15 protein-coding genes are annotated in these 14,100 nt (G+C 35.3%); 5 read left to right on the top strand and 10 right to left on the bottom strand.

Annotated elements, in window-relative coordinates; genetic code table 11:
- The 3 genes from HNR53_RS08975 to HNR53_RS08965 form a co-directional block, all read right to left on the bottom strand.
- Window positions 1–816 carry a pyruvate, water dikinase regulatory protein gene (locus tag HNR53_RS08975; protein WP_184525400.1) on the bottom strand — a complete coding sequence of 272 codons (816 nt, stop codon included), beginning with the start codon at window positions 814–816 and terminating at the stop codon, window positions 1–3.
- 482 nt (window positions 817–1,298) lie between these two features.
- The gene (locus tag HNR53_RS08970) at window positions 1,299–1,754 is read right to left on the bottom strand and encodes an SRPBCC family protein (RefSeq protein WP_184525060.1); all 456 of its coding nucleotides are present in this window, start codon (window positions 1,752–1,754) and stop codon (window positions 1,299–1,301) included.
- Window positions 1,755–1,918: 164 nt separating this feature from the next.
- Window positions 1,919–2,443, bottom strand: a complete 525-nt coding sequence (locus HNR53_RS08965; protein WP_184525058.1) for an HD domain-containing protein — start codon at window positions 2,441–2,443, stop codon at window positions 1,919–1,921.
- A 223-nt stretch (window positions 2,444–2,666) separates the two neighbouring features.
- On the opposite strand from HNR53_RS08965, the gene HNR53_RS08960 reads away from it, so the two are divergent.
- Window positions 2,667–2,933, top strand: coding sequence for a hypothetical protein (locus HNR53_RS08960; protein WP_184525056.1), 267 nt, complete (start codon window positions 2,667–2,669; stop codon window positions 2,931–2,933).
- Window positions 2,934–3,060: 127 nt separating this feature from the next.
- On the opposite strand, the gene HNR53_RS08955 is transcribed toward HNR53_RS08960, so the two are convergent.
- From HNR53_RS08955 to HNR53_RS08945, 3 genes are all read right to left on the bottom strand, one after another.
- Window positions 3,061–3,267 (bottom strand): hypothetical protein, encoded by a 207-nt coding sequence (locus HNR53_RS08955; protein WP_184525054.1) that lies wholly within the window; start codon window positions 3,265–3,267, stop codon window positions 3,061–3,063.
- Between the two features lie 177 nt (window positions 3,268–3,444).
- Window positions 3,445–3,864 (bottom strand): M67 family metallopeptidase, encoded by a 420-nt coding sequence (locus tag HNR53_RS08950; RefSeq protein WP_184525052.1) that lies wholly within the window; start codon window positions 3,862–3,864, stop codon window positions 3,445–3,447.
- A gap of 7 nt (window positions 3,865–3,871) precedes the next feature.
- Window positions 3,872–5,935 carry a coiled-coil domain-containing protein gene (locus tag HNR53_RS08945; protein WP_184525050.1) on the bottom strand — a complete coding sequence of 688 codons (2,064 nt, stop codon included), beginning with the start codon at window positions 5,933–5,935 and terminating at the stop codon, window positions 3,872–3,874.
- A 344-nt stretch (window positions 5,936–6,279) separates the two neighbouring features.
- On the opposite strand from HNR53_RS08945, the gene HNR53_RS08940 reads away from it, so the two are divergent.
- The 3 genes from HNR53_RS08940 to HNR53_RS08930 all read left to right on the top strand — a co-directional run bounded on the left by HNR53_RS08940 (window position 6,280) and on the right by HNR53_RS08930 (window position 8,682).
- Window positions 6,280–7,032: a BMQ_0737 family morphogenetic spore coat protein gene (locus tag HNR53_RS08940; protein ID WP_184525048.1), complete on the top strand. Its 753-nt coding sequence runs from the start codon at window positions 6,280–6,282 to the stop codon at window positions 7,030–7,032.
- A 179-nt stretch (window positions 7,033–7,211) separates the two neighbouring features.
- Complete coding sequence (locus HNR53_RS08935) at window positions 7,212–7,703, top strand: hypothetical protein (RefSeq protein WP_184525046.1); 492 nt, start codon at window positions 7,212–7,214, stop codon at window positions 7,701–7,703.
- Between the two features lie 10 nt (window positions 7,704–7,713).
- Complete coding sequence (locus HNR53_RS08930) at window positions 7,714–8,682, top strand: CgeB family protein (protein WP_184525044.1); 969 nt, start codon at window positions 7,714–7,716, stop codon at window positions 8,680–8,682.
- Window positions 8,683–9,073: 391 nt separating this feature from the next.
- On the opposite strand, the gene HNR53_RS08925 is transcribed toward HNR53_RS08930, so the two are convergent.
- The 3 genes from HNR53_RS08925 to HNR53_RS08915 all read right to left on the bottom strand — a co-directional run bounded on the left by HNR53_RS08925 (window position 9,074) and on the right by HNR53_RS08915 (window position 11,768).
- Entirely contained in the window at window positions 9,074–9,748 is a 675-nt protein-coding gene (locus tag HNR53_RS08925) for a glycosyltransferase family protein (protein WP_184525042.1), read from the bottom strand.
- A gap of 254 nt (window positions 9,749–10,002) precedes the next feature.
- Window positions 10,003–10,668, bottom strand: a complete 666-nt coding sequence (locus HNR53_RS08920; protein ID WP_184525040.1) for a class I SAM-dependent methyltransferase — start codon at window positions 10,666–10,668, stop codon at window positions 10,003–10,005.
- Between the two features lie 347 nt (window positions 10,669–11,015).
- Window positions 11,016–11,768 carry a TylF/MycF family methyltransferase gene (locus HNR53_RS08915; RefSeq protein ID WP_184525038.1) on the bottom strand — a complete coding sequence of 251 codons (753 nt, stop codon included), beginning with the start codon at window positions 11,766–11,768 and terminating at the stop codon, window positions 11,016–11,018.
- A 469-nt stretch (window positions 11,769–12,237) separates the two neighbouring features.
- Here HNR53_RS08915 and HNR53_RS08910 point away from each other — a divergent pair, with 469 nt between their 5' ends.
- On the top strand, window positions 12,238–12,954 hold the full coding sequence (locus HNR53_RS08910; RefSeq protein WP_343065307.1) for a glycosyltransferase family protein: 717 nt from the start codon (window positions 12,238–12,240) through the stop codon (window positions 12,952–12,954).
- A 307-nt stretch (window positions 12,955–13,261) separates the two neighbouring features.
- Here HNR53_RS08910 and HNR53_RS08905 read toward each other — a convergent pair whose 3' ends face one another.
- Window positions 13,262–13,993 carry a TylF/MycF family methyltransferase gene (locus HNR53_RS08905; RefSeq protein WP_377802224.1) on the bottom strand — a complete coding sequence of 244 codons (732 nt, stop codon included), beginning with the start codon at window positions 13,991–13,993 and terminating at the stop codon, window positions 13,262–13,264.
- Window positions 13,994–14,100: the final 107 nt, after the last annotated feature.

The raw sequence follows: 14,100 nt of genomic DNA, 5'->3' as shown, positions 1-14,100 counted from the left end.
TTAATGACTCCTCTCACTTTTCAATACATCAATTATTAGACTGGCTGTTTCCTCAACAGCTTTATTAGATACATTAATGACCGGGCATCCTACCCGCTTCATAATCTTATCAGCATATTCTAATTCTTCCAAAATCCGCTCAAAACTGGCATAGTTCGCTTCGGATTTCAGCCCCATTGATTTTAGCCGCTCCTTACGTATCTCGTTCAATTTATCAGGAGTGATAATTAAACCGACACATTTATTACGCGGAACTTTAAATAGTTCATCAGGGGGTGCAATTTCCGGTACTAATGGAACATTCGCCACTTTATAGCTTTGGTGTGCCAAATACATGGAGAGCGGTGTTTTGGAAGTACGTGAAACACCGATCAAGATAATATCGGCACGGCTAAGGCCGCGCGGATCGCGTCCATCATCATATTTGACTGCAAACTCAATGGCTTCTACTTTTCTAAAATACTCTTCATCTAATTTGCGCATCAACTTCGGCTGATGTTTAGGCTGCTTCTCAAATTTTTTCTCAAAAGCATTCATTAATGGTTCTAATAAATCAACGGCCGTAATTCCTTCTTCTACTGCACGCTGATCTAAATATGCCTTTAATGCCGGGATAACAAGAGTATAGGCAATAATCGACTGATTTTTACCAGCCATCTGAATAACTTCCTCTATATCATCTTTATGATCAGCATTAGAATGGCGGTGAATATCCACATGCCCTCCATTAAACTGAGTAGCTACAGCTTTCACTACAAACTCTGCCGTTTCACCAACTGAATCTGATACAACATAAACTATTTTCTTTTCAGACAGAATTTTGTCCACTTCCTTTTCTTTCATGAGTATTGATTTTGCTGCAATTATTACTATTTCATACAATCAATATGTAAAAGAAAGCTCCATTGATTTGTGCAAAAAAAGAAAAGGCATATTTAATTATATATTACACATTTAAATTGAATTAGTCAGCATCGTTAGTATACTATTTCTCAACACTTCATTTAAATATGTCATACTTATTATGAATATAGAATAACACATTAAAAAAGACTATGGTACTAATATTTTCATATAAAGAAACACTTTTTTAAAACAAGCAACTTTTAAGGATAGATAAGAAATATTTTTCCCCATTTTTATCTATCCTATCAACTTCTCAGCCCAGTTTATTCACTTTTCCATCACTGAAAACAGAGGGAAATAATCTTAAACTTATGTTAATTAAACCATAACACAGGAAAATTTTATGTTAAAATTCATTGAATTTACCTAATTTAATTATTATTAATAAGTGTTTAGTCACGAATTCCTTCTAAATCCACAATCTTTTTACCTACAGCACTCGTCAGTTCCTCTGTAAATTCCGGTATACTCGTTTTTAATAGCGGATTCACTACTTTTGCTAATGTTCCTCCCGCTGTTATATCAAGAAAACCAATCATTTTTGTTTGCTTATTCGTTAATTTAATGGCTTTAAAATACCCCTGACCTGATATTTTTTCATTTATTCCGGTTAAATTAAAACTGACCTTATCCAGTTCTATCCATTGTGTAATATTTACTTTCAAGTGAATTTTCTTTTTCACTATCCCCAAGTCACTTTTAAACTTCCATGTGGATTCTGTTTCATTTAACATCTCATGTTCCAAATAGCCAGGGACGAGCGGCGCCCAATTATCAATGGAGCGGACAAATTTCCAAACGTTTTCAAGCGATGCATTAACTGTCATTTCATGTTGATGAGAAGACATAAATGAACTCCCTCCCGAATCATATTCATTATATAAATCTATTCCTTTCACTTTAGAGAAATTCATTTTTCAATTAATATAAGGCAGCTTCCCTTCGATCTACACCGTAAGGAAAGCAAAAAAACTTTCCCGCAAAATAAAAGTGCTCCTATAATCAGGAACACTTAAGAAATCTTTTTTTCATAAACTTGATCGATCTTATGGTCCAGCCTCTCCAATAAACGATAGGCCCGGTTCTGTTCTATTTTCCGATAATGATGACTGCCGCCTGGTTCTTCATCTTTTTCGTCTGCTTGTTTAATGATCGATTGCAATGGTGTCCGTACAATTTCTCCTCCGGGAAAGTAGGAATCCGTATGGAATAAAATCGCTAATGAGATTTCCTTAGCTTTCACTGGATTTTCACCAAGACGAATCAATAGTTTGTGAGCTCTTTCTGCTCCTTTTATGGCATGAATATCATTTTGCCGGTATAGCTCATAATCCCATTTTCCATTTTTATACCATGTATGATGTCCAATATCATGGAGAAACCCCGCTTTGGCAGCACTATCTACATCAGCGCCCTGCTCAAGTGCAAAGCGATAGGCATAATATGCCACTGTAATGGCATGGACTAATCCGGAACGTGTGACGTACTTTTGTGCAATATGATGGGCAAATATGTCTGTCATCCTTACATCTCTCATGGTTCTCCCTCCATTTAAACATTTCATTAACATCTTGATGGAAACTAAACTTACCTAATTATAAATTTTTCCTGCTATCATACCTTTTTTCTCCATGCAAAACAAATAATATGACTTTATCTTTCGGGCGGCATTCTTTTAGCAAATTGTTAAAAATAATCCTTTTCAACCGTTTTCCTACATATTAATAAGTAATTTATTAGAAGGGAGATGATGATCATCTATGTCAAATCAAAAGCCTCCAAAAACAGAACTGATTGTCTGTTCAGTAAAATCAGAACTACAGGCGGCACAAGTAACAAAAATCTGCCAAGACTATGGTATCCAGTCTATAATAAAATTAAAGCCTTATGCTGATATTTCTGAACTTAAAAAAACCTTAAAGGCTAAATTGAAGAATCGACTTTATGAACCCTGTCCATGCGGGAAAGGGAAAAAATTTAAATTTTGCTGCTATGATGATATATTGAATATTAAATTATACGAATGAGTGCGTGCATTCATCGTGGAAAAGATGCACAATTTTGCAAAAGAGCTGATTAGAAAATAGCAGGCATCATCAACAGGGCTGCTATTTTCTGCCTTCAGCCTTCAACACATCAGAAATCTGTCATCAATCAAATGGTTTTATATTTTCCAATCCGTTTAGGGTTTTTGTCGCTGCCGCATCCGCAGCTACCTTCACCGCCGTAACGTTTTTTATAGGACCCCCCGTTAGCCAATTGATTATTATACTTTATTTTATTTCCAATATATATTTTTTCTTGGGCTTGTGGTTGAGAAACAGTTCCCTTAACAGGGCGCAAGCTCTGTTTTTTATTCAATATAAACTCCTCCCGTTTTTCAATATATCCTTCCTTTTATGTATATGAATCATGTATGAATAGCGTGTAGCGATTATTCTTTCTATCTGTATAACAAGGGCATTACTTTATTGTACAATGATTACGAGTAACACGAAAAATAATAAAAAACGGCGTTCACGCTGTCCGCCGTTTCACTTATTCTTCTAATATTACAACGTTTATACGAACTGCTTTTTGAGCTTCCATTATAAAACACCCTACTTCAATTTCACCCTTATAAAACGACACAATCAAATATATAATATCCGTATATGGATTATTCGCAATATCATGTGAAGATGGAACAGCAGGTGAACTTGGATGTGAATGAAAAATACCTGAAAGATTTTCTCCCCGGCTTTCCATATTATTAACAGCCTGTTCAATCGCCTCAACGGACATATGAAACCGATTAGGATGGTTGGCTTCATTTTGTAATTTCCATAAAGTATCTCCTGATTTCCCTATACCTGATAGCAAACCGCATCCTTCATTTGGTAAGCATTGTTTACAGTGTTCAATCATCGCGTCATAAACACTGCGTTTAATTAGAAATTTATCTGAGTTAACTTTCATGTCTGTATTATTCCTCGTTCCATTGACTCCCGCTAATGGGACTTTGCGCAGAGGGGGGCATTGTCTTTTGCCGTAATGTAAAAAAGTCCATTGTTCCGGATTTTTCATTCCTGACCGGATTAACAACTGTGGTTTGTACCTGCTGCTGAGAAACTAGACGGTTAAACCAATCGACTGGGTGATGTGCAGATGATTGACTCTTTTGTGGTGCTTGATGTGGTGCTTGATGGAGTGCTTGATGTGGTGCTTGATGTGGTGCTTGATGTGGTGCTTGATGTGGTGATGTGATAGCTGCATTCTGTGAGAAAGTTTGTGGTGCTGATGGTTGGCTGCCCCGTTCCATTTCTTCTAATTTAGAATTAAATAAATTTGTTGGCGAGAAATTAAGCGGTTGTTTAATATATTGTGTAATAAAATTTTCTTTTTCCTCTAAACTGGCTTCAAGAACGGAGAACTGCGATTTCATTTGTTTCATTTGTTTATCCCAAGTTTCCCGGTCCTTTCCATATTGCTGAATTTTTTCCTGGTATATTTTCAATTCTGCTTTAAATTGCTCCATTTGATTCTGCAGTAAATGCTCACTATCCTTTTTCGTTTTATAAATTTCAAGTTCCTTTGCCTGAAGCTCAGCCGCTAACTGTTCGTTTTTCTTCTCAAGCTCTTCCATTTTAACAATCGTTGCCTTAGTTGCTGCTAATTCTGCTTTCAATTGATTAATTTGTTTGGACCAAGAACCCTTTTCTGCATCGAAGCTTTCGGATTTTTGTTTATAGATGTTAACCTGCTCCTGAACATGTTCTAAAACATTAATGTAAGATTCCTTTTCATGCTGATAATGATTGGTTAACATATTAAATTCTTCAATTTTTGCCTCCAAATCATCTTTTAGCTTAAGCTTCTCTGTTTCAAATTGTTCTAACCGAGATAAAGAATGCTGTGCATTCAATAACTCGTTTCTCATAATTTCGATTTGGCTTTCTAGCTCCGACTTTCTTACTTCTGACCTCTCATAATCATTTCTAAGCTGCAATACCTCTTCCATAAACATTTCCTTCTCCCTTTTTAGTTGATTCAATTCTATGGTTTTCGCTTCCAATTGGTGTTTTAATGACGAAGTCATCCTAACGAGCTGTTTCGTTTCTGTAAATACTTCATTTAAATTTACGGTAATGTTATCTAGACGTTCTTCATCGGATTGACGTTGTGAATTCATGATAGCAATACTTTCGTGGAATGAAGCATTTTCTTTTTCTAAAGATGCGATTTTTTGTAGTAGTTCAGTTTTTTCTTTAATATATCTCGAATTTTTATCCTCAAGGATGCTCATTTCCTTCACACGATTCTCCAAGCGGTTTAACATATCCGTTTTCAATTCGCCAAATTTCTTTATTTGCAGTTCGGCTTGTGCTAATTGATTCTTCAGATAACTAACATCTGCAATGGCCTTTTCCCTTTCGTCTTCCAATTGGTTTATCTTTTGTTGATAAGATACGTTTTTCTGATGCATTTGTGCCTTAATTTCCTTGAAAACTTGTAGGTCCTCGCCCATTTTTTGCTTTTCCTCTTCTTTTACCTGCAGCTGCTCTTTGTTCTTTTCCAACTCTTCCTTCAGGCTAATAATCTCCTGCTCAAGCTCCAGCTTTTTGTCATTAATTATTAATTCCTCAATTTCTGCATCCTTTTCTCTCATTAACTTATTCAATTCATCTAACTTTTTCTTAAATTGTTCATTTTCTTGCTTATACTGTTTAAGCTTTTCCTCTATTTCCGGATGTTCAGTTCGTCTCTCTAACTTCGTTATTTTATTTTTTAACTCTTTATTAAACAATAAAAGTTCATTATAATCTTTAATTAATTTATCGCGTTCCCCAGTAAATTTTTCTCTGTTTTTTAACAGCATCTGGACTTCATTATTTAATTTTTCGTTACGCTGTTTGAGGACAGTTAGTTGTTCGAAACAATTCTGCTTCTGTGCATCATTATATGAACGATGATAAGAAAGCTCTGATTCAAGGTGAATGATTCTTTGCTGTAATTGAATATGGCTGAATTTCTCATATTTGCTTTGCAAGTTGTAACTCCCCCCTCATAGGCAGTAGCCTACTCCTCTTCTTATTATTCTATGTCGTTAAGGAACAAAAGTGTTATGAAGATACAGGTTCACACAATCCGGGTGTTATAAGAAGTTATGTAATGAATACTTGGCAAGACAAACCTATTTAGGCTAGATGAGCCGAAAAAAGTGCACACTGTTTATCCTCAAGAATATATTATTTATGGGTCCACTGTGCGAAAGAATTAATTTCCACCAATCCTGAATAACATAAACAAATGCCTAAACACAGAATATGAATCCTTGCATACTATACAGTAGGCTCAGCCCCATAAACAAATATTTGAGGAGATGAATGTTTCATGAATATTAATCCTATTAGCGGCGGTCAAGAAACTTTATGCGTAAAAGTGCATAAAGTATACGATTGGGTAACCCGCCAGGCCGATGTGCCGCTTTTAGCATTCACTGGTCTCGAAGCCCTTGGTTCACTTGGATTCGATTGCCCTAGTACTCCAACGCCTACTCCTGGTGGTGCAGGTGATCCTTGTGCATTTTTAGGAGGAAATTTAACAGTTGATTGTTTCCCTACTGATGAAATTGGGAATCCAATTGATCCATTGGCACCTGGAGCCATTCTTTGTCAGGAAATTCCACAGCCAGATGGACGCGCTACTGGTCAATTTCAATTACCTGATGGTTCTACTGTTACTCTGCAAAAGGTTAAAGTATTAAAAAAGGGGTTTATCGTTGTCCGTGTTTCTAACCCACAAGGTTTAAGCTGCACATCGGACCCTATTCCTTGGGCATTATCTGAAAAGTTTTTCCTATGTGCACCTCCTGGAACATTTATTCAGTGTGAAGTCACTGACTTTGAATGTGACGCAAATCTCATGTGCCGCTCGGTTGGTATAACTCCAGGAGTTTTCGAATTCCAGCAGCTCGATATTTCTATTAACCTATGCCAGAATGTTCAAGCGGAAGCAGTGGTAAAACTTGAAATTACAGCGGACTTCTGTCAACCAAGACCAGATATGCCATTAATTTGCCCTCCATTGGCATTCCCGCCTCAATGCCCAACTATCTTCCCTGCTAATGGAAACAATGGGGAATAATGATCTACTTTAACAGTCAACGAAGAGGAGGAGTATGCTGCTCCTCTTTTTATTATTTCTTTTTCATAAAATCCCCAGAAACGGGTCACTATTCATAATCTAATTGATTTCGAAACATGATTCTTAATCTACAAACATAAAATGTAATGATATCTTCTTAATATTCAGGAGGGATTCGTATGTTCTGGAAAAAAAAAGAACAGGAACGTACTGAGGGAATAGCATGGTTCAGCTATACAGTTTTACTTCCTGATATAGCTGAAGATGAAAACGAAATAACAGTGATTGGAAATCTGACTTTCAAAAATACCGGAAATACTACAATTCATAACCCATTTATTTGTATTCGAATTAAACCTGTCCAAGACGTACGCCTGGGCGGAAAAATAGGCGCAATGACACACACTGCATTAACCATCGACGGAACAAATACAGAATCATGGCATTATATTCATGATAATTGGAAAAAAACTACTCTGGAGACCGGTGAACATTGGTTAAAGCCAAATCATTCGCAGTTCATATTGCCAAACGATATACTAACCTTTTCAAATGAGCTGCATATCTCTACTAATAAGGAAGAAAAATATGTGACCATCGAAGGCTATTTTTATTCTGATGAAATCAAAAATGGATTGACATCTTTAAATAATATCATAATTAATTTTTAGGAGATCCCTTATGAAAATATTATTTATTACTTCAGGATATGATGGGATTTATGAACATTTTGAAACATGGATCGTAAATGAACTAGAGAAAAAACATGAAGTCAAAGTATTACAACACAAAACAAATCTAAATATTTTTCACTCACTTATTAATACCTTCCAACCCGATGCCGCCATTACATTGGTTGGCTTTAAACTGCCAATACGTTTGTTAAATGCACTGCAGAATAGCAGGATCAAGACGGCAATATGGTTTACTGAAGATCCGTATTATATAGACCAAACGTCAATGCTTGCGGAATATTTCAATTATATTTTCACCATTGATTCAGCCGCAATGGATTTTTATAAAGAAAACGGCCATAAACATGTATTCCAATTGTCTCTAGCAACGGAACCGCAAATTTTCCAGCCAAAGGGAATACACGAAACTTATAGAAGCGATATATGCATGGTTGGATTTCCGTATCCGGAGCGAATCACATTCATTCAATATCTTCTGCAGAATACCAATTATCAAATACAGGTAGTCGGTAAATGGAAAAAAGCATTGGCCTTATTTCAACGTCACCCACAGCTTAGAATTCATGAAGGCTGGGTCGAACCTTCCAAAGTTGCAGACTTTTACAATAGTGCTAGTATTGTATTAAACACTCACCGTCCTTTTAATCTCAAGCAAAACCAAAATCGCCTTGGGATCGTTGGGAAAAATATTAACAACCGCACTTTTGATGCCGCTGCTTGTGCGGCGTTTCAATTAATTGAATTCAAAGAAGAACTGCCCAAACATTTTAAAGAAAAGCAAGAAATCATATCTTTTAAAAATAATCAGGAACTTCTTGAAAAACTTAACTATTACCTTGTCCATGAAAATGAACGGCAAAGAATAGCCGAAAATGCTAGAAAAAGAGTGTTACTGGAACACACTTTTGCCAAAAGGCTTGATAAAATGATCCATATCATGACAACAACAGGATAATGGTCAGATAAGCTCTTCTGTTAAATATAACAGCCCTTATTTGGAATGTACCATAGAGAAAGCGATTGTGGTGCAAACAATCGCTTTCATTCATTTTTATGGCAGCTGGTACTATCTTTTGCTGCCATTTAATGATGAGTAAGATGTTTTTTTAATCATCACCCGAGGAGAGGTTTGTTTTACCGTGGAATATGGAATAGGTCTGCCTTGGGACAAACCTTTTGCTGAGTAGATTTTATTGATCTTACTGCAGAGACACATTTGAAAATTCCTCCTTTCATACTGTATTATTATGATAAAATTGGAATTTTGCTTGTACGAATTATCTATTAATAGTGTCTATTTTTATGGAACTTTAATCTATAATTATTCTTTAATCTCTAATTATTCTTTAATCTACAACAAACTCTCTATAATGCTGGACAAAAATTTCTTTATTTTTTTCATAACCATCCATATTCGTTACTCCACAATCATGAATACACCAGGTTTGTTTTTGCTTTGGAACTCCAACCTCAAGTCCCGCTTTCCAAAATTCAATACTTTGTGAAACGTCATAAAAATGCCATCCTTTAAAAATATCCTCCCGCCAAGGAACATCATATTGCGTGATCATAATTAAACCATCGATTGCCCTTACTGGTTGGTACTTTCTTTTTACTGTATTATGTCGCAGAATACCCAAATTCCCTTTACCTGTTAATGTATGATAAACAGTACCATATATATACGGACTATTCCACCAATATCCATTTGGGATAGTGATCGATCCAACTACTCCAAGCATTCCTAATTTAGGATACTTAATAAAAAGAGCAAGGATATCATAGAGAAAATTTTTATTGATAATATAAACATCCTGGTGTAGATATACCTTATATTTGGCATCAGTCCTTCTCATCCCCTCATTATATCCGGAAGTAAGGCTAGATGCGTTCTCTACAGCAACCGTTTCAATTTCATAACCTGCAGGAATATTTAATAAGTTAATATGGTGTAAAGCCATATTGTACTCTTCATAATTATTTACACAAGAAATAAAACAAATTTTATTTGAATTTGTCATTAACTGGTCATCTCCCTCTAGGGCAAGTAGATATTCTTATTTATAATATGTAGTAGTCAACTATAAGTGCTAGATAAAGATAAACAAATTCTAATAGTGATAAATGGATATCTTATTCCTAGGACAAGCAAAATAAATGAGCCTGAATTCTCAAACAACAGGCCCAACGGTAATTTAGATATTTTTTGTTAATATGATATGATAATGGAGCTGCCGTTATTATTGTCAGTTAAAGCAGCAACAATCCCGTCATCTTATTTGGTCTCATATATATTTTTCATTTCTGTTACCTTATTAAAAATTTCTTTAAAACCTTCATTGTATCCTTTTGGAAATAAAATCCCCAGCCCAAATGAATGTTCAAATTGAAATGAAGGATATAATCCTTTCAAAGTATTCCATAATTGATAAACACCAAATCCACGGTTTTTTACTTCTATGTCATGAAATAAAATGGCTCCATTTTCTGCAACCTTTGGCAGCCATGTTTGATAATCGTGTGAAACGGCATCAAACGTATGAAATCCATCAATATGCAAAATATCAATACACTGATCTGGAAAAAGTTTTACTGCCTCATCAAAAGTGCCCCTGATTAAATTTGCAACATTCGGAAAATAAATATCATTAATATGTTTAACGAGAGTATAAACTTCTTCTCCGTAATAACCAGCATGAGGATCCCCTTTCCATGTATCTACAGCAAAACAATTTGTAGAAAGACCTTCATCCTTTACTGCCTGACAAAAACTGAAAAATGAAACTCCGAATTGACTCCCTAATTCCACTATCGTTTTCGGTTTCATAAATCGAACTAAATCATAGGCAAAATTCCGATGTCCAAGCCATGCGGACATACCTCTAATTTTAGGATTAAATTTATCCAAATCAAATTCCGGCTTATAATATTTCCACACCATATCATTACCCTCCAATATCGTTTCTTTGCTATTAAACTCGCATCATGGTAAAAGCTGCTCCTTTAATACATCTTCGTGCAGAATTATCCTAATCAATGAATGTATCAAGATAAACAGGCTTTTCCGCTTGGTTGATTTCACGGTTTAGAATATACTGCCACACAGTACAGTAATAACATCTCTCAAAAGTTGTTTATCAAATGTAAGTATATAGGTTAGTGAATCGTTTATTGTATGCTTGTTAGTACATTCCCATAAAGCACTTATGCTTTAAAAGATGCCCCAGCATCAATCTAGGCAATATTCACCGGTTTTGTATTATAGACTAATTCAGGTCTAAAGATCCTTTAACTACTCATCTTTCTCCAGTAGACCCCAAAGTTGTCAATTTTAATGAGCGGCTCCTCTATTTTACGTACTCTGCGAAAATCTGTTACAGCAGCTTGACAACCAGGCAATGCATAATCATCAATGATAATAAATCCACCTTTGGAAACCTTGTGATATAGATTCGTTAAACTATCCATGGTTGATTCATACATATCACCATCAAGCCGTAAAATAGCTAATTTATCTATTGGAGCGACTGGTAATGTATCCCTAAACCAACCTTTAAGAAATTTGACATTTTCATCAAGTAATCCATATCGTTGAAAATTTTGCTGCACTTCGGGCAATGATACACGTAAATAATCTACTTTATACAGTTGGTCCCCATTATCTTGAGGATACTTTATGATGTTTGGTGCCGGCAGTCCCTGGAATGAATCAGCTACCCAAACATTCCTATCATTAATTGCATGTGCTTTCAGAAAACCTCGCATAAAAATGCAGGCTCCCCCCCTCCAAACACCCGTTTCAATGAAATCACCTTTTATATTTTCTTGCAGTATAATATCCATGCAATTATGAATATTATCCATACGCATACGTCCAATCATACTATGAGCAATTCGAGGCCAAATTTCTCCCATTCTAATCTTTTCCGGATCGGCATACCGTTGAGTAATAATATCCTGTTCATGCTCCTGCCAAATTTCAAATAAAATATTCTTCTTTAAAAGTTCAATGTACATTTCGGTTCCAGCATTCTTACTCATACTTTCCTCCTGTAATTTAGTAATATTGCATCCAAACTCTTAAACCTTCGTTTACATCTCATCCTTGTGTTACAACATTTCCAAGAACAGTAAAGAAAAGTGAAAATAATTACAATTATGTGCTAAATGATGTCTACACTATTTTAAATTATGAGGGAGGGAGGTAGATACACTAGGTTTTCTTTTTGCATGCTCCTTTAAAATATGCTTACGATTAATTTTTGGTTCATCATTTGTATGTGTCTAGATTTTAATCGATTGTTCATCGTGATATAAAAAAGCCAATCATAGTGTGCACGTAAATGTTCATCTCACAAGACTTGATCACAAACAATTTCCTAACAAAACTATAAAGAAACCCTCACTGCTCAGACTTCTCAGCATAAATTATTATTATATTCAATTTGTTGTTCTATATAACTCTTTCACTATTTATGGAAGTTTGTCATACAAGTTAATTTAGATACCTATGTTTTTCTCCACTGATATTATCAAAACTAAACGGAGGCTTACTATGTCAAATAATAAGGTCTGTTTTATCTCATGTGTAAATAATTACGAGGAATATAACATGGCATTATTACACATCCATTCACTTCGCATTCCAGGAGGTTATGAAATTGAAACGATTGCGATTGAAAATGCCGCTAGTTTGACTTCTGGATATAATGAAGCAATGAGGAAAACAGATGCGAAATACAAAGTTTATCTTCATCAGGATACTTATATTATAAATAAGAATTTTCTTTTCGAAATCATTGCCTTATTCCAAAGATACCCAAAGTTAGGGATGATGGGGGCAATAGGTAGTAAAACAATACCTTATGGATGTATGCATTTAAGTCAGCTCCGATATGGAGTTATTTATCATACTTTTGATGGCAAAGGAAAAATAAGTCTTGGGCAAAATATTGCTGTAACGGACAAGGATTATGAGCCAGTAAGAGCAATAGATGGTATGATCATGATCACACAATATGATATCCCATGGAGAGAGGATATTTTTAAAGGCTGGCACTGTTATGATATTTCACAAAGCCTAGAATTCCAAATGGCAGGGTTCGAGGTTGGAATTCCTAAGCATAGCAGTCCTTGGTATATTCATGATTGCGGCATAATAACTCTGACAGGCTTCGAGGAAAATCGAAAGATTTTAGTGCAGCATTATTATCCGTATACTATTTGATAAAACAATTAGAGTCCAATTCACATTTCAAAACTGCCTTGTTATTTCTATTTGTTATTCACCTTAGTTCCACACTTACTTTTTTATGTTTTTCCTATTCATCTCCACATTTATTTTAAGGCTTTTTCTGCGAAACTTCGTATTTCGACCATTAAATGTCCATTAGATTTATGTATCCAGCCACTTCTCTTACAATTTGACCCCTTTAAAAATCCTGAATTTTTCACTATTGAGCAAAAACTAAGAAGAGACATTGATGCAGGTAAAAAAGCTTCTAGCGGGTTACCTGCATCATTTTTTAGATATATTACTCAGTAGTTTTTTTCCAATATACTCCGGTATTATCAATTTTAATAATTGGTTCCTTGATATTGTGTTTGCTACGAAAATCAGAAACAGCAGCTCGACAGCCAGACAATGCATAATCATCAATGATAATAAATCCACCTTTAGACAACTTGTGATATAGGTTCGTTAAACTATCCATGGTTGATTCATACATATCCCCATCAAGACGTAAAATAGCTAATTTATCAATTGGGGCCAGAGGTAAAGTCTCCTTAAACCAGCCTTTTAAAAATTTGACATTTTCATCAAGCAAGTTATATTTTTGAAAATTTCGCTGTACTTCTGGCAATGATACACGTAAGTAATCTATTGTATATAGTCTATCCCCACTATCTTGAGGAAATTTTGCTGTATTTGGGGCAGGCAGGCCTTGAAATGAATCAGCTAGCCAAACATTTCTATCATTGACACCATGTGCTTTAAGGAAACCGCGCATAAAAATGCAGGAGCCCCCTCTCCACACACCGGTTTCAATAAAATCACCTTCAATATTCTCCTGAAGGACAGATTGCATACACATTTGAAGATTGTCCATTCGCATACGCCCTATCATACTATGAGCAAATGCCGGCCAAATCTCTCCCATTATTAGTTTATTAGGATCAACTATAGGTCCTTTAGAAAAAAGATCTAGTTCATGCTCATGCCAAATTTCAAAAAGAATGGTCTTCTTTAAAAGTTCTACATACATTTCAGTACTAACTCTAGTATTCGTACTGGAATGAAGTTCTGAATGCTTATGTGTCTCAGAGTTCCTATTCATAATGCCCCCCTGTGTGAAATAACAACAAAAAATAT

It is taken from the genome of Bacillus benzoevorans (genome assembly GCF_014207535.1).
Taxonomy (GTDB): Bacteria; Bacillota; Bacilli; order Bacillales; family Cytobacillaceae; genus Bacillus_BD; species Bacillus_BD benzoevorans.
The sequence above is the reverse complement of the archived record's forward strand: the minus strand, read 5'-3'. Positions and strand labels throughout refer to the sequence as shown.

Coding starts and splice junctions, on each gene's coding strand:
- HNR53_RS08970 (WP_184525060.1), bottom strand. CDS start 1,754: ATGTCTTCTCATCAACATGAAATGACAGTTAATGCATCGCTTGAAAAC.
- HNR53_RS08965 (WP_184525058.1), bottom strand. CDS start 2,443: ATGAGAGATGTAAGGATGACAGACATATTTGCCCATCATATTGCACAA.
- HNR53_RS08960 (WP_184525056.1), top strand. CDS start 2,667: ATGTCAAATCAAAAGCCTCCAAAAACAGAACTGATTGTCTGTTCAGTA.
- HNR53_RS08950 (WP_184525052.1), bottom strand. CDS start 3,864: ATGAAAGTTAACTCAGATAAATTTCTAATTAAACGCAGTGTTTATGAC.
- HNR53_RS08940 (WP_184525048.1), top strand. CDS start 6,280: ATGAATATTAATCCTATTAGCGGCGGTCAAGAAACTTTATGCGTAAAA.
- HNR53_RS08935 (WP_184525046.1), top strand. CDS start 7,212: ATGTTCTGGAAAAAAAAAGAACAGGAACGTACTGAGGGAATAGCATGG.
- HNR53_RS08930 (WP_184525044.1), top strand. CDS start 7,714: ATGAAAATATTATTTATTACTTCAGGATATGATGGGATTTATGAACAT.
- HNR53_RS08925 (WP_184525042.1), bottom strand. CDS start 9,748: ATGACAAATTCAAATAAAATTTGTTTTATTTCTTGTGTAAATAATTAT.
- HNR53_RS08920 (WP_184525040.1), bottom strand. CDS start 10,668: ATGGTGTGGAAATATTATAAGCCGGAATTTGATTTGGATAAATTTAAT.
- HNR53_RS08915 (WP_184525038.1), bottom strand. CDS start 11,768: ATGAGTAAGAATGCTGGAACCGAAATGTACATTGAACTTTTAAAGAAG.
- HNR53_RS08910 (WP_343065307.1), top strand. CDS start 12,238: ATGTTTTTCTCCACTGATATTATCAAAACTAAACGGAGGCTTACTATG.
- HNR53_RS08905 (WP_377802224.1), bottom strand. CDS start 13,993: ATGTATGTAGAACTTTTAAAGAAGACCATTCTTTTTGAAATTTGGCAT.